This is a genomic window from Micromonospora sp. NPDC049051, from assembly GCF_043197575.1.
Taxonomy (GTDB): domain Bacteria; phylum Actinomycetota; class Actinomycetes; order Mycobacteriales; family Micromonosporaceae; genus Micromonospora.
In genome coordinates this window covers 657745-679593 of the sequence record NZ_JBICTL010000003.1, presented here as the reverse complement: position 1 = coordinate 679593, position 21849 = coordinate 657745, and the positions used below count along the sequence as shown (strand labels likewise).

Here is a 21849-nt window from a genome sequence, read left to right as displayed (position 1 = left end):
GCATAGGCAGCCGTCGCCCGGGCGTCGCGGCGGGCGAACAGGCGTGCGGCGACTGTCGGCGGCGGCTGCTCCATCCGTACGGCTCGCGGGTCAGTCGGCCGCTTCGACGTATGCCGCCAGGTTCGCCAGCGAGGAGGCGATCCCGGCCTCGTGGTCCGCCTGGTCGATGCCGGGTGGCACGTCCGTCGCGGTGACGGTGACCTCGGTTCCCGTCCCGGCGGCGGCGAGGTGCCAGGTCATCGTCATGGTGCCCGCGTACGCCGGGTCGTCGGCCTCGAACACGGCCCGCTGCACCACGCACCGCGAGGGCACCAGGGCGGCGAACCCGACGTCGACGACGTCGGTCGCGTCCGACGTCTTGCCGGGACTGTCCGCCGCGTCGAGGTAGGTCAGGACCATGCGGAATCCGCCACCCGGCCGGGGATCCCACCGTTCGATCCGCCCGCGCATGCCGTCCGGCGGCAGCCAGGCCTCCAGCGACGCCCGGTCGAGCAGGGCGCCGTAGACGGTCGCCGGTGGTGCCGCGATCACCCGGCTGGCGCGGTCGGTCCTTCCCACGGCCTCGATCCTAGGGCCGGGGTTCAGGCCTTGACCATCGTCCGCGCCGCCGGCGGGAGAGGAGCCGGTGTGCTCACTCGCCCGGGCCTGCGGGAGCTGGGCCGTTGTCGACGAAGTCGAAGGTCAGGCCCTCCCGGGCGGCACCGGCGCCCACCCGTTCGACGACCAGGCCCTGCCGGTCCGTCGCGCGGAGGCGGACCCCGCCGTCGCCGCTGATCGTGTAGGTCGGGCGGCCTTCGCTCTTCTCCTGCGTCTTCTCGATGGTGAACAGTTGGCCGGCTCGGCCGGCATCGCAGGCGGTGGCGACGACCGTCGTCGGGGCGCTGCCGTTGTCGCGCAACCCCATGCAGTCGGGCTCGCCGCCGGCGTGTGCCTTCGCGGTGCGGATCTGGTGGCGGCTGCCGCTGGCGGGCAGCAGCACGAACAGGCTCTTGTCCGTGTCGCCGGAGGTCATGCTCAGCCGTCCCTTGGCGTCGACGGCCAGGATCGACTCGAAGGACCCGACCGGCCGCAGGACGACCTGCCGTTCGCCCCGCAGGATCGGGTCGGTGCTGCCGGTCGCTCCCGGGCCTGTCGACGGCGACTGGTTGTCCGGCCCGTTGCCGGTGGGCGAGGGCGTGTTCGCGGTGCCGCTCGCGGGCGCCGACGTCGCCGGCGAGGTGGTGGGTCCCCCGGCTGTGGGAGTCGTCGAGGTGCAGGCTGCCATGGACGCGGCGGCGCCGACGGCGAGCGCTGTCGCGACGGTGGCACGAAGGACAGCCTTGGCAGGGGACGACAGGTTCCGCATGGTCAGCTCCTTAGAGGATCCTCAGGAGCGTAATCCCCCGTCGCCATCCGCGCGGCAGTCGTACCGCCGCTGCGGCGAGCGGGTGCCGGTCGTCGTCACGTCCCGCCGCTGCGGGGCGTCACGGGGTGTCGACGACCTCGCGGCCGAGGGGCCAGAACGCGGCGGGGACGAGCTTGAAGTTGGCGATCCCGAACGGGATGCCGATGACCGTGAGGCACAGCGCGGCACCGGTCAGGATGTGGGACAGGGCCAGCCACCAGCCGGCGAGCACCACCCAGAGGACGTTGGCGAGCCCGGACGCGACTCCGGCGCCGGGCTTGGGCACGACGGTGCGGCCGAACGGCCACAGGGAGTAGACGGCGAGCCGGAGCGACGCGACGCCGAACGGGATCGTGACGACCAGGAGGAAGCAGATGAGCGCGGCGATGCCGTAGCCGACGGCGAGGACGATGCCGCCGCCGAAGATCAGCCACAGCAGGTTGAGCACAAACCGGATCATGTCTCCGAGCATGACCGACGCGTGCCACCGGGTGGCGCGGCCGACAGGGCCGGCAGCTTCCCGACCAGGCTCGCGGGCAGCGCCGTGACGCGCGCCGCCACCCCTGCGTCCGCCGCTGCGCGGCCTGGAACCGCAGGTGGCCCTGCCCGGCGGCGGTAGGTCTGAGATGTCCGACACACCGCGATCGTGGCGGTTCGGGGCGGCTACGGTTGGTGCTCCGGAGGGTCCGGTGGAGGAGGCGTCGAACAGGCCGTGGACGGCTATGGCGTGCAGGTCACGCTGGTGCTCGTGTTGGTGTTGGTGAACGCGGTGTTCGCGGGCAGCGAGATGGCGTTGGTGTCGCTGCGGGAGAGCCAACTGCAGCGCCTGGAGCGGGCTTCCCGGTCGGGGCGGGTGCTGGCGAAGCTGGCGCGGGACCCCAACCGCTTCCTGGCCACCATTCAGATCGGCATCACCCTGGCCGGCTTCCTGGCCTCGGCGGCTGCGGCGGTGTCCCTCGCGGCGCCGCTGGTGGGGCCGCTGGGGTTCCTGGGGTCGGCGGCGGAGCCGGTGTCGATCGTGCTGGTCACCATCGTGTTGACCTTCGTCACCCTGGTGCTGGGCGAGCTGGCGCCGAAGCGGATCGCGATGCAACGCGCGGAGGGCTGGGCGATGCTGGTCGCTCGCCCGCTGGACGCGTTGTCGGCGTTCTCCCGGCCGGTGGTGTGGCTGTTGAGCAAGGCCAGCGACGCGGTGGTGCGCCTGGCCGGCGGTGACCCCCGCGCCAGCCGCGAGGAGGTCACCACCGAGGAACTGCGGGACATGGTCGCGGCGCAGCGCACCCTCACGCCCGAACACCGGATGATCATCTCGGGTGCGTTCGAGGTCGCCGAGCGGATCCTCCGGGAGATCCTCGTCCCGCGTCGCGAGGTGGTCACCCTGTCAGCGACGCTGTCGGCGCCGCAGGCGCTGCGGGAACTGGGCAGGTCGGGGCAGACCCGTGCCCCGGTCGTGGGGCGTGGCGGCCTGGACGACACCGTCGGCGTGGTGCACATGCGCGACCTGCTAGACCAGGACGGTCCGGTCGCGGCGTACGCGAGTCCGCCGTTGTATCTGCCGGAGACGTTGAAGGTGACCGAGGCGATCCGGGAGATGCGTGCCCAGCGGCAGCAGTTCGCCCTCGTCGTGGACGAGCGGGGTTCCATCGACGGGATCGTCACGATGGAGGACCTCGTCGAGGAGATCGTCGGGGAGATCTACGACGAGACTGACCGGGACGTGCAGGCCGTCGTGCGGGAGGCGGACGGGGCGCTGTTGATGCCGGGCGGCTTCCCGCTGCACGACCTGCCGGACGTGGGCATCGACCTCGACGAGGACACCCTCGAGGTCGGCGACTACACGACGGTGGCGGGCCTGGTCCTGGCCCACCTCGGCCGGATCCCGAAGACACCAGGCGACACGGTCGAGGTGCCGGGCCTGACCGCCGAGGTCGCTGAGGTGACCGGGCGGGCCATCACCCGGGTACGCCTGCGTGCGACGCCGACGTACGGGCACGGGCGCGAGCCCGGCGTGGACGCGACGAGTTCCTGACCGGTCCGGGCGACTCGCGGGCGAGTGGTGCGGGCGGCGGTGCCCCCGGGACAGGGGTCCTGCCGCCGGCCGTGCCTCCGGGGGGGGCGGCGGCCATGCCGCCAGTCTTACCCGACAGTAGCGGCGTGAATTCCTTCAGCTACCTCTCAGGTGGCGTTGGTAGTTTCCCGGCGCGGCGGGATCCACCGTGGACGCCGCAGATTCCTTGTGCCGTAAGGGTTTCGTGTGGAAGTCCCATCGGGGGTACACAGTGGATCGGGTTCCCCGCCCTGTGATCTAATCGGGTGAGTTTGTCCGCAACCGGTCGGATTGCCCGATCGGGACTTGAAGGAGAGTGCATGCCCGTCACCGCCGACCTCACCAAGCTGGTCGACAAGGCCTACCAGGACAAGACCCTCGCCGAGATCGTCGACGCCCCGGTGTCCGCCCTCGCCGGGGTCAGCGACGGCGACGCCAAGCTGCTCAAGGACGCCTTCAACATCACCACCGTCGGCGACCTCGGCCGTAACCCGTACTTCCGCACCGCCAGCGCCCTGGTGGCCCTGAACGGCACCAACTAGCACCACGGCGGGCGCCCGGCTGCCGAGAGTCCTTCCGGCCGCCGGGCACCTGCCCTTTCGGCCCGAATCCGCCGCCGCCCAGGCGCGGCGGGGTCCCGCCGATTGCGGGGCCGGCGGTGCGGCCCCGTCGAGGGGGGCATGGGTCACGCGGGGAGTGTGCCGCCGCCCGCTCCGCGCGCCGGGTGGCCCCGCCAGAGGGCTCGTCCTGTCCGTCCCGGCGCGGCCCGGAGCCCGTCAGTCGTGTTCCGGCTCTCCCGTCACGTGGTGCGCGGCGGCGTGCAGAACCTCGGAAACCAGCCGGCGGACGTGACCGCCGCGGGCGGTGTAGAGGGCGCGGCGGCCGTCGCGACGCACCGTCACCAGCCCGGCCAGGCGCAGTTTCGCCAGGTGCTGCGATACCGCCGGCCTCGCCACGCCGACAGCCGCCACCAGCGCGGTCACGTCCTGCTCGCCCTCGCCGAGCAGGACCATCAGCCGCAGGCGGGTGCCGTCGCCGAGCATCCGCAGCATGTCGACAGCGACGCCCACCTCGGCGTCGCCGGGCGGGCGCTGTTGCCGCCCGTTGGCACCTGCAACATTGTCGCGTGCGTACATGAGCACATATTATCGGGCTGCGAACCGGCGGGAAACGACCCTGCCGCGCCGTACCCGAGGGGGTCTGGATCGTGCGCGACCATCATCACGGCCACGGCCACGGCCACGGCCACGGCCACGGCCACGGCCATGGCGGCGACGGCCGGCGGGACGCGCCGCACGCGGACAACCACACGCACGACCACGCGCACGCGAGTGGGCCGGGGGCATGGTGGCACCGGCTGCGGCACACGATGGTGCCGCACTCGCACGACTCGCGGGCGAAGGTCGACCCGGCCCTCGAATCGTCCCGCGCGGGGCTGCGCGCACTGTGGATCTCGCTGGTCGGGCTCGGGATCACCGCCGCCGCGCAGGCGGTCATCGTGGTCCTGTCCGGTTCGGTGGCGCTGCTCGGCGACACCCTGCACAACGTCGCCGACGCCCTGACCGCGGTGCCGCTGGGGATCGCGTTCCTGCTGGGCCGCCGTGCCGCGACCCGCGCCTACACCTACGGGTTCGGGCGGGCCGAGGACCTCGCCGGCATCGTCATCGTCCTGGTCATCGCCGGCTCCGCCGTCGCCGCCGCCTGGACCGCCGTCGACCGGCTGCTGTATCCCGCGCAGGTCACCCACCTGCCGTGGGTGTTCGCCGCCGGGATCGTCGGGTTCGCCGGCAACGAACTCGTCGCCCGGTACCGGATCCGGGTCGGGCGACGGATCGGCTCCGCGGCGCTGGTCGCCGACGGTCTGCACGCCCGTACCGACGGCTACACCTCACTCGCCGTCGTCGCCGCCGCGCTCGGCGCCTGGGCCGGTTGGAACTGGGCCGACCCCGTCGTGGGCCTGGCCATCGCCGTCGCGATCACTCTCGTCCTCAAGGACGCCGCCCGGGAGGTGTACCGGCGGCTGATGGACGCCGTCGACCCCGCGCTCGTCGACCAGGCCGAGACCACGCTGCGGGCCGTCGAGGGCGTCCGCGACGTGACCGCGGTACGGCTGCGGTGGATCGGCCACCGCCTGCACGCCGAAGCCGACCTCGTCGTCGACGCCGGCCTCAGCCTCGTCGCCGCACACGAGATCGCCGCTGACGCCGAACACCAGCTCACCCACGCCGTGCCCCGGCTGACCACCGCGACCGTCCACACCGACCCGCACAGCCATCCCGGCGCGCACCACCACACCGACCTGTCGCACCAACGCCGTAGCGCCGGAGAACCCGTCGCCGGCGAGCGCCCCTGAGGGGCACCGGCAGCGGCCCGCTCCTGCGCCCCACGCAGCGCCCGGCGGTCCTGACACCGGGTGGCGCGGTCAGGGCCGGACCCGGAGGCGGTCCCGCAGGTCGCGACGACCGTCGGGCCGTCATGGACAGTCGGGCACCGCGCCGGGCGACCCTGCCCGTCAGGCGTCGCGGCAGGTCCAGGTCACCGTGCCGTCCACCGCGTCGCCGGGCAGCCCGCCCGCACCGGTGGTGGCCAGCTTGGCGAACGTCCACGTCCCGCCCCCGCGGTCGTCGGTGACCACCTCGCTGGACGTGCTGTCCGGCCACGTGCCGTAGACCGTGCCGTCCACCGCGATGCTCGGCCGCGAGCCCGGGGCGACGAGTTGACCCTTGGGGTACGTGCCCGGTCCCGTGTACTCCTCGATCCACAGCTCCAGCGTGACCCGCCGGCCGGCGACCGGGCCGTCGAGCAGGCCGGCGCCGACGTAGAAGGTCCTGCCCTCCTCCCCGGTGCTGCCCTTCGCGTACTCGGCGCAGCTCGCCGGGATGGTGCCGTTGTTCGTCGGCGCCGCCGCCGTCTGGTCGCCCGCGAGCGTCGTCGCGCCGCTGAGGCTGAGCGTCACGTTCAGTTGCGGGCCGAGCGATCCGCCGCCCTCGTCGTCGCTCCACCCGACCTTCGGGCCGCCCGCTGCACCGCAGGCGGCGTTCGTCGCGAGCAGCATCGTCATCAGGATCATCGAGCCGGTACGGCGTGTCCGTAGCATGGTTGCACTCCCTGTCTGGCCGTGCGGGCAAGCTTGAGCGGTGCCGCCAAAATTGCGCCAAACACGAGGCGGAGGTGCGGGTGCGCTTCGAGGTACTGGGGCCGGTACGGGTGTGCACGCCGGACGGCGAGGCGACCCTGGCGCCGAAGCCGCGGGCGCTGCTCGCCGTGCTGCTGGCCGCCCGTGGCCGGTCGGTCACCGTCGAGAAGCTGCTGGCCGAGCTGTGGCCGCAGGGCGCCCCGTCGACGGCCGTGGCGACGCTGCAGATGCATGTCTCGGCGCTGCGCCGGGTGGTGGGCGAGCGGCTGCGTACCGCGCCCGGCGGCTACCGGCTCGACCTGGCCGGCGCGACCCTCGACGCCGCCGAGTTCGAGCAGACCGGCGCGCTCGACCTGTGGCGCGGTGACGCGTACGACGGGGTGCGGGCGGGGCCCTCCGTGGCAGCGGCGGCGGCCCGGCTCGCCGAACTGCGGCTCGCTGCCCGGCACGAGTGGGCGCAGCGGGCGCTGACGCAGGGCCGGCACGTCGAGGCCGCCACCGAGTTGGCCGGTTGGGTGGCCGAACAGCCCACGGCCGAAGGGCTCGTCCGGCAGTTGATGCTCGCGCTGTACCGCTCCGGCCGCTCCGGCGACGCGCTGAGCGCGTACGACCAGGTCGCCGCCGCCCTCGGCGAGCTGGGCGCCCGGCCCGGCCCGGAGCTCGACGCGCTGGCCGCCGCCGTACGCCGGCAGGACCCCACCCTCGACCTGCCGGCCCCCGGAACACCCGCGCAGCGCAGCCGGTTCATCGGTCGCCGCCGCGAGTTGGACCGGGTGATCGGTCTGCTCGGCACGGCCCGGCTGCTCACCGTCGTCGGGCCCGGCGGCGCGGGTAAGACCCGGTTCAGCCTGGAGCTGGCCCGCGAGGTGGCCGACGATCACGACGCGGTGCACGTCGTCGAGCTGGCCGAGCACCGCGACGGACCGCTCGACGCCCGGCTGGCCGCGGCGACCGGCATCCGCGAGGAGCCCGGCGTGGCGGTGCGCGACACGGTCGTCCGGCAGCTGACCGGCCGCGTGCTGCTGGTGCTGGACAACTGCGAGCACGTCCGGGCGGACGCGGTGACACTCGCGCACGCGCTGCTCGGCGCCTGCCCCGGCCTGCGCCTCGTCGCGACCAGCCGGGAACCGCTCGGCCTCAGCGGCGAGGTGGTCTTCACGCTGGGTGGGCTCGCCACGCCGGTTGCCGGCGCGACCGATCCGCGCGCGGACGCGATGCGGCTGCTCGCCGACCGGGTCGCCGCGGCCCGCGGGGGTGCGGGGCTGGCCCCCGCCGAGCAGGCCGCGGCCGCCGAGCTGTGCCGCCGGCTCGACGGGTTGCCGCTCGCCATCGAGCTGGCCGCCGCCCGGCTGCGCGCGGTACCGCTGTCCGAGATCATGTCGCGTCTCGACCGGCGTCTCGACCTGCTGACCGGCACGTCGCCGGTGCCGCGGCACCAGACCATGCGAGCGGCCATCGACTGGGGCTACGACCTGCTCACCGAGCCGCAGCAGACACTGCTGCGGCGGCTCGGTGTGTTCGCCGGCGGCTTCGACCTGGCGACGGCGGCCGAGGTGGCCGGCGCGGATCCGCTCGACGCGCTCACCCAGCTGGTCGACCGGTCCATGGTGGAGTTCGAGCAGGGCCGCTACCGGCTGATCGAGACCATCCGCGAGTACGCCCGCGAGCGCCTCGACCCGGCCGAGCGCGCCGAGGCGTACGGCAGGTTGGTCGCCGTCTGGGAGCGCCGCCTCGCGGCGCCGCCGCCGCTGGACGGCCCGGCACACACCGAGTGGCTGGCCGGTGTCGGGGCCGACCACGACACGATCGTGGCGGCGCTCGACTGGACCCTGCGTGACGGCGACCCCGCGAAGGGGCTGGGGATCGCCGCGGCGATGTGGTGGTACTGGTGGGTGGCCGGGCGGATGGCCGAGGGCCGGGCCTGGCTCGGCCGCGCGCTCGCCACCGCCCCGCCGGAACCGTCCGCCCTGCGGGCCCGGGCGCTGCGGGCCGCCGCGGCGCTGGCCCGCAACTCCGGCGACCTGCCGGCGGCCCGCCGGCTGGGGGAGCAGGGCCTGGCCACGTTCCGGGAACTCGGCGACCGGACCGGGATGCTCGCGGCGCTGAACAACCTGCTGATCACCGCTCAGGCGCAGGAGGACTACCCGGCGTCGCTCGCGTTCGGCCACGAGGCGCTGCGGATCGCCGAGGACGACGCCGACGCGCGGATGGTCGCGGCGGCGTCCAACAACACCGCGGGCACGCTGCGCTGCATGGGCCGCCTCGACGAGGCGGAGGAGCTGTTCCACCGCGCGCTGGCGGGCTTCCGCGCCCTGAACGACCGGCGCGGCGAGGCGGCCGCGCTGACGAACCTGTCCACCATCGACCGCCGTCGCGGCCGGTACGCCCCCGCGCGTGCGGCCATGCGGGAGGCCCTGGCGATCTACACCGAGCTGGGCATCGCCGAAGGGCAGCTGGACGCCGTCGAGGGGCTGGCGCAGCTCGACGTCGCCGAGGGCGACCCGGCGGGTGGGTTGCGGCTGCTGGCGCTCGCCGAGCGCGAACGGTCCGCGCTGGGCGCGCCCAGCTTCACGCCGGACGAGATCGCGGACCGCGACCGGGCGGAGGCCGAGGCCCGCGCCCGGCTGGGGCCGACGGAGGTGGCGCGCGCGTACCGGCAGGCGACCGTGACGACGCTGGCGGAGGCGGTGGCGCAGCTGCTCGGCGACTGACTTCCCGCGTGACCCATGCCCACCCCGGTGGGCCCACACCGCCGCCGTGCCGGCGTTTGGGTCTTCTTTGGCGCCGCCGTCCATCCTGTCGACGTGATCCGATTTGCCAGGCCAGCCGCCATCCTCCTGCTGAGCGCCGCGACGGTGTCGGGGTGCGCGGCAACCGGCCCGACCGCCCGGGACGGTGCCGTCGCGGCGCCGCCGTCGGCCGACCCGTCCGCCACTGCGACGGTGGAGGGCACCGTCGCGACGCCCGCCCCGACCCCCGAGTCGATCCGGACCGGTACGCCGGGGGCGACGCCGGGGCCGGCCACCCCGAAGCCCGCCGGCAGGAAACCTGCCGGCAAGACGCCGTCGGCTCCGGCCACCGTGGAGGATGCCGGCCCGCGCATCGTCTACCTGCGCGTCGCCCGCAAGCCGAGGTGCGCCGAGGGGACCGCCGTCTTCCGGGCCGACCCGGTGCCGCTCGTGATCGAGTGGAAGATCACCGGCGCGACGGGTGGAGCCCTGTCGGTGGACGACCCGACGAACACCCCCGGCACGTACGGGTCGGTGGATCTCCAGGGCTCGCAGGAGTTCCTCTTCTCCTGCAACGGCGACGTCGGCAGCACCGAGACGCACACCTACACCCTCTACACCGTCGGCGGCGGGCCGGTGCGTTCCGCGACCGTCACCGCCTCGGCCAAGGTGCTCGACAAGGGGCTCGGGATGGGCTGATCCGACGCCGCCGCGCTCGCACCGGGGCTGACCGGGTGTCGGGGCGGCGCCGGTGTCGGCGCCGCCCCGGCCGGTTCAGGCGATCGTGCAGGTGGTGCCGTTGAGGGTGAACGAGGACGGGTGCCCCGTGTCGCCGGTGTGGGTGGCCTGGAAGCCCACGCTGACCGACGCGCCGGGCGCGAGTGTGGCGTTGTAGGAGACGTTGCGGGCGGTGACCGCGCCGCTGCTGGGGGCGTACGTCGCGTTCCAGCCGTTGGTGATGCTCTGGCCTGCGGGCAGCGTGAACGCCAGCGACCAGCCGTTGAGCGTCGCGGTGCCCGTGTTGGTGACGGTCATCGAGGCGGTCAGGCCGGTGTTCCAGGCGTTCACGGTGTAGTCCACCCGGCAGGTGCCCGGCCCGGGCGGGGGAGTGCTGGGCGGGGGAGTGTTGGGCGGCGGCGTCGTCGGGGGCGCGGTGGTGGGAGGCGGGGTGGTGGGCGGCGCCGTGGTGTCGAGCCCGAAGAAGCGGATCGCCTGCGCCGCGTCGACCGGCAGGTTGTGCGACACCCCCTGCATGCTGATCGCCTCGACCGGCGCCCGGTCGCCGCTGCCGCCGTAGCGGGTACGCGTGTAGCCGGCCTGCGGGCTGTCGGTGTACGTCGGCGTCTGGCTCAGCCCGTGCACGTTGGTCCACTGCTTGATCTGCTCGCCGAAGTTCGGGTAGCGCAGCACCTCGTCGTTCGTCCCGTGCCACGTCTGCATCCGGGGCCGGCGTCCGCTGTAGCCCGGGTAGGCGTTGCGGACCAGGTCCCCCCACTGCTGCGGGGTCCGGACGATCTGGCCGTTGGCGCACTCGCTGTTCCACTCGGAGCCGTTGGTGGTGGCGAAGCAGCCGAAGGGGACCCCGGAGAACGCCGCGCCGGCGCTGAACACGTCGGGGTAGAGCCCGAGCAGGACGTTTGTCATCATCGCGCCCGACGAGATGCCGGTGGCGAAGATCCGGTCGGGGTCGACGGCGTACCGCTGCCGGACGTGGTCGACCATCGACTTGATGCCCACCGGGTCGCTGCCGCCGTCGCGGCGCAGTGCCTGCGGCGAGGAGACGTCGAAGCACTGGCTGCTGCGGGTCACCGACGGATAGACGACGATGTAGCCGTACCGGTCGGCCAGGGCCGCGTACTGGGTGCCGGAGTACATGGCGGGTCCGGTGCCGGTGCAGTAGTGCACCGCGACCAGCAGCCCCGGTCGGGGCGCGACGGAGTCCGGCACGTACAGGTACATCCGTAGGTTGCTCGGGTTGGGACCGAAGTTGGTCACCTCGGTCAGGGTCGCGGCGGACGCCGGCGGGGCGAGCGCCACCGCCGCCAGCGCCGTCAGCACGGCGGCGGCCAGGGCGGCGCCCAGCACTCGGAGTCGGGCTCTCATGGGTGGTTCCTCTCAGACGGCGGACAGGGCGGGGTTCCGATCGAGGGCTGCCCGGCTGCCCGATCACGTCCGGCTCAAGAACATCGACAAGTATCTATAAATGCGGCGGATCCCGCAAGCGCCGGCAGTGGGACCGTCGTCCCGCCGCCCGCGTCGTCACGGCGTCAGGCGCTTCTCGAACCAGTGGTGGGCGTACGGCTCGTCGTTGTACGCCTCGATCTCCCGGTAGCCGGCCGCCCGGTACATCGCAATCGCCTCCGTCAGGTTGCGGTTGGTGTCCAGCCGCACGGCGGTCCAGCCCCGCTCGGCGGCCTGGCGTTCCAGCTCGCCCAGCATCCGCCGCCCGAGCCCGAGCCCGCGTACGGAGTCCGCCACCCACACCCGCTTGATCTCGGCGGGCGCGTCACGGTGGAGCTTCACCGCGCCGCAGCCGACCGGCTCGGCGTTGAGGGTGGCGAGCAGGAACACGCCCGCCGGGGGGACGAGTTCCTCGTCGCGGACCGGGTTGCTCCGGGCCGGGTCGAACCCGTCGTCGAAGCGCCGCGCGACCTCCCGGGCGTAGGCCCGCATGCAGGCGCGGGCCCGAGGGTCGCCCGGCGGGCAGGGCTCGACGAGCACCATCGACGCGACGAGCAGCCGCTGCACCTCCGCCATCGCCGCGACGAGCCGCTCGCGGTGCCGCCCGCCCAGGGGGGCGAGGATCGACCGGGCGAACTCGTCGGAGCACTTGTCGAGTTCGGCCCACTCGGCGCGGCCGGCGTCGGTGAGCGTGGCCACCCGGACCCGCCCGTCCCCACCGGCCTGTTCGGACGGTCCGACGGCGACGAGGCCGTCGCCCTCGAGCGCGCGCAGGAGGCGGCTGAGGTGCCCCGAGTCCAGCCCGAGCCGGGACCGCAGGGCGGCGACCTCGGCCCCGCCGGGGCCGATCTCCCACAGCAGGCGGGCCTGCGCGAGGGGGCGGGCGCGCGCCATGTACTCGTCGTCGAGCGCCCCCACCCGCTGGGTCACCGTCCGGTTGAACCGCCGCACGGCGGCGATGAGCTCTGCTTCCACGAAGCCTGACTTTAGTCAGCCGTATGTGGCCCGCGCCAGTGTCTTCCGGCGAGTGCGACGACCTTCCGTGCGTCGCCGGTGGTGCGGGATCGAGCCGTACGCCGATCCGGCGGCGCCGGGGCGGCGCGCTGGGCGCCACCCCGGCGCCGTCCGGTGACGTGTGCTCAGGAGGCGGTGCAGGAATACACCTGGGGACGGGACCAGTTGCCGTTGGCCATCGTGGTGAACCCGAAGACGTTGCCGCTGCCGTTGGAGCGCATCGTCATGACGTTTCCGCTGCTGTCCCAGCTCGGGGTGCCGTTCCAGGTGGCGGAGACCTTCTGCGGGGGCGTCACCGCGACGACGACGGTCCAGTTGGTGGCCCCGCTGACCGTGACGTTGCTGTTGAACCGGTCGCCCCACCGGGTGCCGTCGCTCAGCGTCGCGGTGCAGCTACCGCCCGGCGGCGGGGTGGTCGGGCCGGTCGTCGGCGGCGGCGAGGTCGGCGGGGGCGTGCCGTTGTTGAGGGCGGCGAGGACCGCGTCGTACGCGGCCTTCTTGTTGCCGCTGCCGTCGAACAGCAGCGGCGTGTCGGAGGCCCGCCAGGAGTCGCTGTCCCGGATGCCCCAGACGGTGATGCCGGTGCACCGGGCGACCGCGAGGCAGTCGTTGACCACGTTGCGGTACGTGGTGGCTGAGGCCCCCGCGATGTCCAGCTCGGTGATCTGCACGTCGACGCCGAGTGCCGCGAAGCTCGACAGGGTCGTGCGGTAGTTGCCCGGGTAGGGCGAGCCGCTGTTGAAGTGCGACTGGAAGCCCACGCAGTCGATCGGCACGCCCCGGGACTTGAAGTCGCGGACCATGTTGTAGACGGCCTGGGTCTTGGCGTGCGACCAGTCGTCGGTGTTGTAGTCGTTGTAGCAGAGCTTCGCGCCAGGGTCGGCGGCGCGCGCGGCGCGGAACGCCGCCTCGATCCAGTCGTTGCCGGTGCGTTGCAGGTTCGAGTCGCGCCGGGCGCCGCTGCTGCCGTCGGCGAACGCCTCGTTGACCACGTCCCACGAGTCGATCTTGCCGCGGTAGTAGGTGGCGACCTGGGTGACGTGGTTCAGCATCGCGGAACGCAGGGCGGAGCCGCTCATGTTCTGCATCCAGCCGGGCTGCTGGGAGTGCCAGGCCAGCGTGTGCCCCCGCACCTTCATCCCCCGGCCGAGGGCGTGGTTGACGATCCGGTCCGCGTTGCCGAAGGTGAACTGCCCCTGCTGCGGCTCGGTGGCGTCGATCTTCATCTCGTTCTCGGGCGTCACCGAGTTGAACTCACGGTTGAGGATCGTGACGTAGGTGTTGTCGCTGAGCTTGTTGGCGGCCACGGCGGCGCCGAAGTAGCGGCCGCGCTCCGCCGCCGACGCGCCCAGGGTGGTTCCGGCGCTCGCCGTGCCGGGCAGCACCGTGGCGCCGGTCGCCGCGAGCAGTCCCACGGCGGCGACGGCGAGAGCCGCGTGTACGCGCGAGCGTGATCTCGACCGGGTGTCCCGGTCGCACCTCTCGGTCATTCCTGCTCCTTCCGGGGCCCGGTCCGCACTGTCGGGGGTGGACCGGTGTGGTGGGGGTGTGTCGGATCGGGGCGCTCGGCGGGCTGTGCCGCGGGCCGGTCGACCCGCCTGATCGATCCCGATGGATGTGGAGTATGGCAGCGCGAGACATCGGCGAGCAACAATTTCCGGAAAACTAACGATAGCTAAGTCGGCGACCGCTCCGGTGCGCCTGTGGTGCCTGCCTGGTCAGCCGCACGCGTGGACGTGCGTCCGGGCGCGCTCATGGAAACGAGGCGATCGGAGATGAGTCGTGCCGGACGGATTTTCCGGAGTGCTTCCGTAACGGCTCACGGGCCGGGCGGCGACGGCGTGGCCGATCGACGGGCCGCCCGGATATGGTGGTCGCATGCAGGATCGGTACGGTCTCCGCCGCGCCGGCAAGCGGGTCTCGCTGCCGGCGCTGCTGATGCTGACCGTGCTGATCATGGTGCTCTCCGCGGCCCGGGCCGTCGGGCTGTGCATCGTCTTCCGGTGCACCAGGCGGGCCATCCCCGGCTGCGTGCCCGCCTGGTCGGCCGACCGCGCTCCGCCCGGGCTGGCGTTCGCCGTCTGAAGCCCGTCCGCCTTCCCCGCGTCCTGTGACGCGGGGCCCGTGGCTTGGAGCACCATGCCGACCCTGCCGCACCCTCGATCCATCCTGTCCCGGTCCGTCGACGACGGACCCCGACCCGGGGCGTACGCCGTCGCGGCCACCCCGCCACGGAGGCGGTGACCGTGCTGGCCCCCGGCGCGTACGCCCGCCTCGGCCTGCGCTATCCCGTCGCCCTGGACCTGGGCACCTCGACCGTCCGGATGTGGACGCCGACGTCCGACGCGGTCGTCGCCGAGCCCGCCGTCGTCGCGTGGAACTCGGCCGGCGCCCAGGCCGTCGGGCGGGCCGCCATGCAGCTGCGCGACACCGGTGACGTGAAACTGGCGTGGCCGGTGCGCCACGGCGTGGTGACCGACTTCTTCGCCTGCGTACACCTGCTGCGGGTGGTGGCCGCGGCGAGCGGCCGGCCGGGCGACGACGTCTCCCCGGTCGTGGTCGGCGTGCCGGCCACCGCCACGCTGCGGCAGAAGGACCTCCTGGTCGCGGCCGTCCGCCACGCGTTCGGTGGGCGGGTCGCCACGGTCGAGGAGCCCCTGGCCGCGGCCCTGGCCTGCGGGGCCGACCTCGACGGGGACGACGTGGTCGTCGTCGACATCGGACACGGCCGCACCGAGATCGCCCACATCACCGACCGGGCCGTCGAGGCGGCCGAGCACATCGGCGTGCCCAACGTCCTCGACCAGGTGCCGCTGATCGCCGCCACGGTCCGACGCCTGGGCGCCCGGCCGGTCTGGCCGGGGCGACGACGGCTGCTGATCACCGGGGGCGGGGCGGTGCACCCTGAGCTCGGAGCCCGACTGGCCGCGCTGACCGGCCGGGTCGTCACGATGCCCGCCGACCCGCACCTCGCCACGCTCGCCGGCCTGCGCCTGCTGCTCACCCGCTGACCGGCACCGTGCCGCACAGCGGCCCGGCCGGCGGTGCACACCGCCGGCCGGGCACCCGCACCCCGCCCGGCTGCCCCGCACCCGCCCGACCGATCCCGCACGTTGATCGCCTGCCCGGCCGGGACCGAACCCCCGGCCTCTCACCCACCGAGGAGTTCCGATGGACGTCGAACTGACCCCCCTGCCCGGTATCGGGTACCGCCGCATGTTCACCACCGACGCGGGACTGCGCATCGGCGTGGTGACCCACTACGGCGGCGGCCGGCGTGAGCTGGTCTACCAGGACGGCGACGACCCCGACGCCACCCGCAGCATCACCCTGCGCCGCGACGAGGCCGTCACCCTCGCCGGACTGCTGGGCCTGCTCGACGTCCTCGACGTCACCGTCACCGGCCCCGATCCCCGGGGAGCCCCGGTGACGAGCACCCCCGCCGCCGGGTAGGCCGCCGGACCGGGCGAGGGGGAGCGGCCGAGGGGGCGACCGCCCGTGGCCTGGTCCGGCACGCCGGCGTGCGCGCCGCCGTCGTGGTCGTGAGCGGCCGGTCCTCCGGCCCCGGGAACGCTGGTGCTCAGCCCTTTTGTCGCAGGTAGGGGCCCAGCAGTTCCCGGGTGAGGGCGAGCACGGCGGCTTCCGGGGTGCCGTTCTCGATCATCTGCGAGGACGCGTAGACCACCGCCTGGACCAGTTCCGCCGCGGCGTCCGGGTCGCTGGCGCCGTGCTCGGCCAGGGCCGCCACCAGGGGCGTACGCAACTGGTCGTGCAGGACGCGGGTCTCCTCGGCGAGGACGGCGCCCGGCACGCTGGCGGCGAGGCCGCGCATGACCGCGTGCTCCCCCTGAGCGACGAGGCGCAGGTTCGCCTCGACGTAGGCCAGCACCCGTCCGCCCGGATCGCCGGCCCGGTCCATCTGCTGCGTGACGTACGCCGACCACTCCGGGAACATGTCGGCGATGACGGCGTTGAGCAGATCCTCCCGGGACTTGAAGTACTGGTAGACGCTGGGGCGCGCCAAGCCTGTCCGCTTGCCCACCTCGGCCAGACTCGGCGCCTGCGCCCCGCTCTCCGCGAGGATCTCCCGCGCCGCCGCCAGGATCGCCCGTCGCTGCCGGGCACGGTGCTCGGCCACCGTGGGCGCCTGGATCTTCGGCACGGAAACCCCCTGTCGTCACGACACGGGCATGAGTCGCCCGTCGATCATCTCGTACACCGTCGTGCAGTGGCGCAGCACGTCGTGGTCGTGGGTGACCATGACGGTGGCGACGTCGTTCTCCTTGGTCTCGCGGGCGAGCAGCTCCACCACCTCGTGACTGCGGGCGCGGTCGAGGGCGGCGGTCGGCTCGTCCACCAAGAGTAGTCGCGGCCGGTTGACCAGGGCACGGGCGATGCCGACGCGTTGCCGTTCGCCACCCGAGAGCTGGTGCGGCCGGCGGTTCGCCTTGTGGGCCATCCCGACCTCGTCGAGCAGGGCCATCGCGTCGCGGGCCCGGGAGCCGTGACCGCCGAACCGGGCCGGCAACCGGACCTGGTCCACGGCGGTCAGCGCGGGAATGAGATTGCCGGACTGGAACACGAAGCCGACGAACTCCCGGCGCAGGGCCGCCCGCGCCCGCGCGCTCGGCACGGTCATGTCGCGCCCGGCGAGGGTGACCGAGCCCGCCGTCGGGACGGTCAGCCCGCCGGCCACCGCCAGCAGGCTGGACTTGCCCGCCCCCGAGGGGCCGACCACCGCGACGAACTGCCCGGGGGCGACCGTCAGGTCGACGGAGTCCAGGGCCGGCACGACGTCGTCGCCGTCGCCGAAGCGCAGGCTCACGCCGCGCATGACCAGGCCGGTGTCGGTCATCGGTTCGCTCCCAGTGCGGTCAGCGGATCCACCGCGGCGATCCGGACGATGGCCACGGCGGCTCCGGCCAGGCCGAGGAAGAGCAGGAGGAGGGCGGCCACCACGATCGCCGGCGCGCTGAGCGCGAACGGGATGCCGCTGCCGACCAGGCTGCCGGCGGCGGTGCCGACCGCGACGCCCGCGCCCACGGCGAGCAGCAGCAGGGCGAGGGCCTGGGCCAGCCCGTCGCGCAGCAGGTATCCGGTCGGAGCGCCCATGGCCCGCAGGACGGCGATCTCCGCGCGGCGTTGGATGGTCCACACGGTGAAGAAGGCGCCGACCACGAGCGCGGAGATGGCGTAGAGGAACCACTCGATCAGTCGCAGGGTCGACGTCTCGGCGGTGTATCCGGGCGAGGCGCCGTACGACTCGGTGCGGGACAGGCTTTCGGTGCCGGCGGCCCGGTCACCGGCGGCCAGGTCGATCTCGGCGCCGTCGGCGGCGCGCACCGCCACGGCGGTGATCTCGTCGTAGGTGCCGCCCGGCACGGGCTCGCCGGGGCGTACGCCGGCCTTGATCTCCTGCCAGATCCGCAGCGGCAGGTAGGCCACGTCGACGTGACCGAAGGTGTGCTGGTCGGCCATGGCGCCCACCACCGTGAGCTGGGTGCCGATCCGGTCGACGGTCACCGTGTCACCGACGCGCAGCCCGGCCTCGATCGCGGTCCGGCTCACCACGATGCCGTTCGCGTCGCCCAGCCGTGCGCCCTCGGCGACCGGTGGGGAGAGGAACGAGTCGGTGGGTACGCCGAACAACGCGAGGTCGATCTCCACGCCCGAGCCGCTGCGGGCGTTGATCAGCGCGTTGCCGAAGGGCGCCGCGTCGGCGACCTGGGGCTGCGCCTTCCACGAGTCGACCGCGGAGATGTCGATGACGCTGCGGGAGAAGGCCGAGTCGTGCTGCACCCCGTCGGCGAAGGCGAAGGAGGTCGCCGGGATGCGCTGGAGCCCCGACACACCGTCGTTCACCAGGCCCGTGGAGAGCCCAGACAGCAGCACCACCAGCACCGCGATGAGCGCGACCACCGCCCCCATCAGGCCGAACCGGGCTTTGGCGAACCGCAGTTCGCGTAGCGCTAGGAACATGCCCACCACCGCGGGCGCACTTTTGCTGACAGCATGTCAGCATCGTATCAACATGCTGTCGGCATCATTTCCGGGCGTCGCCCCGGGCCCCGACCGGCGGGTGGTGGGTCCCTCCCTACGCCGACCCGACGAACTGGCTGACGTGGTAGGCGGTGCTGCGATTGTCGGGCGTCCTGGTCCATTTCGAGACCATCAGGTGCAGGTCGTTGGCCCGCCGGCTGGACCACGGGTGGATGAAGCCGCCGTAGAGGCCCGGCTCCTGCCAGGAGGTGACCTGGATCCGCTCCGCCGTCCAGGCCCGGTCCGGCCCGTCCGCCGTGCGGGTGACGATGCACCCCGTGGCGCCGTTGAGGTACGACATGACCCAGGTGCCGTCGGCGAGCCGCCGCACCGAGGGCTCGCCGAAGCGACCGGTCAGGATGGGCGTGCACGGGCGGCCCCAGCCCCAGTTGCTGCCGTTGAAGCCCCATCCCTCGTACGACTCGGGGAAGAACAGCCGGTCCCAGCGGACCCGGCGCAGCATCATCGGCCCGTGCTGGCGCCCGGCGCGCACCGAGAAGACGTACACCCACTCCCCGTCGCGCTGCATCGTCCACATCTGGAACGGATCGGTGTTGGCGCCGTCGTTCCACCACTTCAGGGGCGTACGGATGAAGTCGTTGCCGTTGTCGCTGTAGGCCAGCCCGGCGTAGCGCGAGCGCCAGTGCGGCCCGGCGGGGCCGGCGGAGTTCCAGTTCTCGATGCTCATGTACGACACGAGCTGCCGGCCGGTCTCGGGGAAGGCGATGCCGTCGGTGGGGATGACGGTCACCTCCCACAGCCCGTCGATGCCGACGCCGTGGTGGCCGTTGTGCATCAGCTCCGGGGCCCGGCCGTTGCCCGCGACGCGGGCGGCGCTGTCGAAGACGATCCCGCCGGCGGCGCCCGGGTGCACGGCGGAGCGCAGCAGCACCGGCGAGCGCCAGTCGTTGGGCACCGGGGGACCCTCCGGCCACGGAGTGTCGAACGTGTCGCCGAACAGGTATCCGATCGAGCCGTTCTCCAGCACGTACGGGATGCCGAGGTCGGTGCCCGCGACCCGCCACCGGTGGTTGGTGTCGAGGTCGGCGCCCGTGAGGCGCTTCTTCCAGGAGGCGGCGTGGGCCGTGCCGGGGGCGAGGACCGGCGCGACGGCCGTGGCCATGCCGGCCGCGGCGAGGGTGCCGAACAGCGCGCGTCGAGTGGGCATCGTGACCGTCCTTGTCGCGAGGTCCCGCAGGGCACGGACATGACCGGACCCGGCGCATCAAACCATCACCATCGATGTAAGGGTGGAACCTACGACCAACCGGGCGGCGTGGTCAAGGAGCCCGCCCCCCGTGCAGTCGGTGCGGTGCGGACACGAGCGGGGACGGCGATCCCGCTGGTGGGGACACGGGTCGCGCAGCGGCTGCCCGCATCCCCTCGGGCCGGCCGGTGCGAGGCCGCGGAGAATAATCGGCCAGGGGTGTCCATCCGGCCGGCTCCCGTCCGTAGTGATGTCGTACGGCGTCGCCCGGCACGGGAGGGTGACGCGACACGGAGGGGAGTCGGATCGTGAAGTACATGCTGCTCATCAACGCGGGTGCGGTCGGCGAGGACGGCGGCGCCGACGGGTGTGAGGTCGCCGACTGGATGGCGTACGACAAGCAGGTCCGGGAGGCGGGCATCCTGGTCTCCGGCGAGTCGCTGGCGGACCTGGTCACCGCCACCACGGTCCGGGTCGGTCCGGACGGCAGGCGTACCGTCACGGACGGGCCGTTCGCGGAGACCCGCGAGATCCTCGGCGGCTTCTACGTGATCGACGTGCCCGATCTCGACGTCGCGCTCGACTGGGCGGCGCGCTGCCCCGGCGCGCGCGGGGGCGGATCCGTCGTGGTCCGGCCGGTCGCCGACTTCGCGGGCTGAGCGCGGTGGGCGAAGCGCCCGCCGGCAACGGGGCTGCGGACGAGGATCCGGCGGCGGTCGTGGCGGCGGTGTTCCGCGAGGAACGCGGTCGGCTGCTGGCGGCCCTCGTCCGCCGCTTCGGCGACCTCGACCTGGCCGAGGAGGTCACCTCCGAGGCTGTCGAGGTGGCGCTGGCGCGGTGGCCGGTCGACGGTGTCCCGCCCCGCCCCGGCGCCTGGCTGATGACCACGGCGCGCCGCCGGGCCGTCGACCGGCTGCGCCGGGACCAGGCCCTCGCCGCGCGGCTGGCGATCCTCCAGGCGGAGGCGGACCGGGCGGACCCCGCCCCCGCGCCGGGGGCGGGTGGCGAACTGCCGGACGAGCGGCTCCAGCTCTTCTTCACCTGCGCGCATCCCGCGCTCGCGGCCAAGGACCGTGGGGCGCTGACCCTGCGCTACCTGGCCGGGCTGAGCACGCCCGAGGTGGCCCGCGCCTTTTTGGTGCCGACGGCGACGATGGCCAAGCGGCTCACCCGGGCGAAGAAGAAGATCCACGAGGCCCGGATCCCGTTCCGGGTGCCGGACGCGGGCGAACTGCCGCAGCGGCTGCCGGGAGTGCTCCAGTCGGTGTATTCGATCTTCACCGAGGGTTACGCGGCCAGCGAGGGGCCGCGCCTGCAACGGCGCGATCTCGCCGAGGAGGCCATCCGGCTGGCCCGCATCCTGCGCCGGCTGCTGCCGGCCGAGCGGGAGGTCGCCGGGCTGCTCGCGCTCATGCTGCTGGTCCACGCCCGCCGCGAGGCGCGTACCGGGCCCGACGACGAACTGGTGCTGCTCGACGAGCAGGACCGTGGTCGCTGGGACCGCCCGATGATCGCCGAGGGACTCGACCTGGTGCCCGTCGCGCTGACCGGCGGGCCGCCCGGCCCGTACGGGGTGCAGGCCGCGATAGCCGCCCTGCACGTCGAGGCGCCGGACCTCGCCACCACCGACTGGCCGCAGATCGTCGCGCTCTACGACGTGCTGCTCGCCCTCGCGCCGTCCCCGGTCGTCGCGCTCAATCGGGCCGCCGCCGTGGCGATGCGCGACGGTCCGGAGGCGGGTCTGACCCTGCTGGCCGAACTGGCCGACGAGCCGCTGTTGCGGGGCCACCATCCGTACCCGGCCGCCCGGGCCGACCTGCTGTGCCGCCTCGGCCGGCACGCCGAGGCCGCCGAGGCGTACCGGGAGGCGCTCGGCCTGGCCGGCACCGAACCCGAACGGGCCCTGCTGCGCCGCAGGCTGGCGGCGATCGAGCGGTCCCGCGCACCGGGCACGTGACGGCGGGGGACGGCCGGCGGGATCGTCGGTGGCCGGACGATGGGCCCAACGGACAAGGCGGGCCCGTGAGGACCCGCCTTGCCACTGTTGGTGACTACCAGAGGACTTGAACCCCTGAACCACATCCGCGATTCGCAACCGTGCTAAGTGGCAGT

The 21849-nt window shown here is 73.6% G+C and carries 22 protein-coding genes; 10 read left to right on the top strand and 12 right to left on the bottom strand.

Annotated elements, in window-relative coordinates; translation table 11 throughout:
* Window positions 1-90: 90 nt before the first annotated feature.
* The 3 genes from ACGFIR_RS15180 to ACGFIR_RS15170 all read right to left on the bottom strand — a co-directional run bounded on the left by ACGFIR_RS15180 (window position 91) and on the right by ACGFIR_RS15170 (window position 1844).
* Window positions 91-558 (bottom strand): SRPBCC family protein, encoded by a 468-nt coding sequence (locus ACGFIR_RS15180; protein WP_393145448.1) that lies wholly within the window; start codon window positions 556-558, stop codon window positions 91-93.
* Between the two features lie 73 nt (window positions 559-631).
* Entirely contained in the window at window positions 632-1345 is a 714-nt protein-coding gene (locus ACGFIR_RS15175) for a hypothetical protein (RefSeq protein WP_393145446.1), read from the bottom strand.
* A 118-nt stretch (window positions 1346-1463) separates the two neighbouring features.
* A complete protein-coding gene (locus tag ACGFIR_RS15170; protein WP_393145444.1) occupies window positions 1464-1844 on the bottom strand; it encodes a YccF domain-containing protein in 381 nt (126 codons plus the stop codon).
* Window positions 1845-2096: 252 nt separating this feature from the next.
* Here ACGFIR_RS15170 and ACGFIR_RS15165 point away from each other — a divergent pair, with 252 nt between their 5' ends.
* Window positions 2097-3413, top strand: coding sequence for a hemolysin family protein (locus ACGFIR_RS15165; RefSeq protein ID WP_393145442.1), 1317 nt, complete (start codon window positions 2097-2099; stop codon window positions 3411-3413).
* A gap of 338 nt (window positions 3414-3751) precedes the next feature.
* Window positions 3752-3973 carry a hypothetical protein gene (locus tag ACGFIR_RS15160; protein WP_393003223.1) on the top strand — a complete coding sequence of 74 codons (222 nt, stop codon included), beginning with the start codon at window positions 3752-3754 and terminating at the stop codon, window positions 3971-3973.
* A 234-nt stretch (window positions 3974-4207) separates the two neighbouring features.
* Here ACGFIR_RS15160 and ACGFIR_RS15155 read toward each other — a convergent pair whose 3' ends face one another.
* Window positions 4208-4567: an ArsR/SmtB family transcription factor gene (locus ACGFIR_RS15155; protein WP_393003221.1), complete on the bottom strand. Its 360-nt coding sequence runs from the start codon at window positions 4565-4567 to the stop codon at window positions 4208-4210.
* A gap of 71 nt (window positions 4568-4638) precedes the next feature.
* Between ACGFIR_RS15155 and ACGFIR_RS15150 the strand changes: the two genes are divergently transcribed.
* The gene (locus tag ACGFIR_RS15150) at window positions 4639-5784 is read left to right on the top strand and encodes a cation diffusion facilitator family transporter (protein WP_393145440.1); all 1146 of its coding nucleotides are present in this window, start codon (window positions 4639-4641) and stop codon (window positions 5782-5784) included.
* A 159-nt stretch (window positions 5785-5943) separates the two neighbouring features.
* Here ACGFIR_RS15150 and ACGFIR_RS15145 read toward each other — a convergent pair whose 3' ends face one another.
* Window positions 5944-6528: a hypothetical protein gene (locus ACGFIR_RS15145; protein WP_393145438.1), complete on the bottom strand. Its 585-nt coding sequence runs from the start codon at window positions 6526-6528 to the stop codon at window positions 5944-5946.
* Window positions 6529-6608: 80 nt separating this feature from the next.
* Here ACGFIR_RS15145 and ACGFIR_RS15140 point away from each other — a divergent pair, with 80 nt between their 5' ends.
* Entirely contained in the window at window positions 6609-9278 is a 2670-nt protein-coding gene (locus ACGFIR_RS15140) for a BTAD domain-containing putative transcriptional regulator (RefSeq protein WP_393145436.1), read from the top strand.
* Between the two features lie 93 nt (window positions 9279-9371).
* Window positions 9372-9995, top strand: a complete 624-nt coding sequence (locus ACGFIR_RS15135) for a hypothetical protein (protein WP_393145434.1) — start codon at window positions 9372-9374, stop codon at window positions 9993-9995.
* 75 nt (window positions 9996-10070) lie between these two features.
* Here the strand turns inward: ACGFIR_RS15135 and ACGFIR_RS15130 are convergent, their stop codons facing one another.
* The 3 genes from ACGFIR_RS15130 to ACGFIR_RS15120 form a co-directional block, all read right to left on the bottom strand.
* The gene (locus tag ACGFIR_RS15130) at window positions 10071-11399 is read right to left on the bottom strand and encodes a PHB depolymerase family esterase (RefSeq protein ID WP_393145432.1); all 1329 of its coding nucleotides are present in this window, start codon (window positions 11397-11399) and stop codon (window positions 10071-10073) included.
* A 156-nt stretch (window positions 11400-11555) separates the two neighbouring features.
* A complete protein-coding gene (locus ACGFIR_RS15125) occupies window positions 11556-12452 on the bottom strand; it encodes a GNAT family N-acetyltransferase (protein WP_393003211.1) in 897 nt (298 codons plus the stop codon).
* 164 nt (window positions 12453-12616) lie between these two features.
* On the bottom strand, window positions 12617-13981 hold the full coding sequence (locus ACGFIR_RS15120; protein ID WP_393145430.1) for an endo-1,4-beta-xylanase: 1365 nt from the start codon (window positions 13979-13981) through the stop codon (window positions 12617-12619).
* A gap of 388 nt (window positions 13982-14369) precedes the next feature.
* Between ACGFIR_RS15120 and ACGFIR_RS15115 the strand changes: the two genes are divergently transcribed.
* From ACGFIR_RS15115 to ACGFIR_RS15105, 3 genes are all read left to right on the top strand, one after another.
* Window positions 14370-14576 (top strand): hypothetical protein, encoded by a 207-nt coding sequence (locus ACGFIR_RS15115; RefSeq protein WP_393003207.1) that lies wholly within the window; start codon window positions 14370-14372, stop codon window positions 14574-14576.
* Between the two features lie 155 nt (window positions 14577-14731).
* Complete coding sequence (locus tag ACGFIR_RS15110) at window positions 14732-15502, top strand: rod shape-determining protein (protein ID WP_393003205.1); 771 nt, start codon at window positions 14732-14734, stop codon at window positions 15500-15502.
* A 160-nt stretch (window positions 15503-15662) separates the two neighbouring features.
* The gene (locus ACGFIR_RS15105) at window positions 15663-15944 is read left to right on the top strand and encodes a potassium transporter TrkA (RefSeq protein WP_393003203.1); all 282 of its coding nucleotides are present in this window, start codon (window positions 15663-15665) and stop codon (window positions 15942-15944) included.
* Between the two features lie 127 nt (window positions 15945-16071).
* Here ACGFIR_RS15105 and ACGFIR_RS15100 read toward each other — a convergent pair whose 3' ends face one another.
* The 4 genes from ACGFIR_RS15100 to ACGFIR_RS15085 form a co-directional block, all read right to left on the bottom strand.
* Window positions 16072-16653 carry a TetR/AcrR family transcriptional regulator gene (locus ACGFIR_RS15100; protein ID WP_393145428.1) on the bottom strand — a complete coding sequence of 194 codons (582 nt, stop codon included), beginning with the start codon at window positions 16651-16653 and terminating at the stop codon, window positions 16072-16074.
* Between the two features lie 15 nt (window positions 16654-16668).
* Entirely contained in the window at window positions 16669-17346 is a 678-nt protein-coding gene (locus ACGFIR_RS15095; RefSeq protein ID WP_393145426.1) for an ABC transporter ATP-binding protein, read from the bottom strand.
* On the bottom strand, window positions 17343-18470 hold the full coding sequence (locus ACGFIR_RS15090; RefSeq protein ID WP_393003197.1) for an ABC transporter permease: 1128 nt from the start codon (window positions 18468-18470) through the stop codon (window positions 17343-17345). Before ACGFIR_RS15090 ends, ACGFIR_RS15095 begins: the two co-directional genes overlap by 4 nt.
* A 115-nt stretch (window positions 18471-18585) precedes the next feature.
* Window positions 18586-19698 carry a DUF4185 domain-containing protein gene (locus tag ACGFIR_RS15085; RefSeq protein ID WP_393003195.1) on the bottom strand — a complete coding sequence of 371 codons (1113 nt, stop codon included), beginning with the start codon at window positions 19696-19698 and terminating at the stop codon, window positions 18586-18588.
* Window positions 19699-20054: 356 nt separating this feature from the next.
* Here ACGFIR_RS15085 and ACGFIR_RS15080 point away from each other — a divergent pair, with 356 nt between their 5' ends.
* Together ACGFIR_RS15080 and ACGFIR_RS15075 are read left to right on the top strand one after the other, a co-directional pair.
* Window positions 20055-20396, top strand: a complete 342-nt coding sequence (locus tag ACGFIR_RS15080; protein ID WP_393145820.1) for a YciI family protein — start codon at window positions 20055-20057, stop codon at window positions 20394-20396.
* A gap of 5 nt (window positions 20397-20401) precedes the next feature.
* Complete coding sequence (locus ACGFIR_RS15075) at window positions 20402-21694, top strand: RNA polymerase sigma factor (protein WP_393145424.1); 1293 nt, start codon at window positions 20402-20404, stop codon at window positions 21692-21694.
* Window positions 21695-21849: the final 155 nt, after the last annotated feature.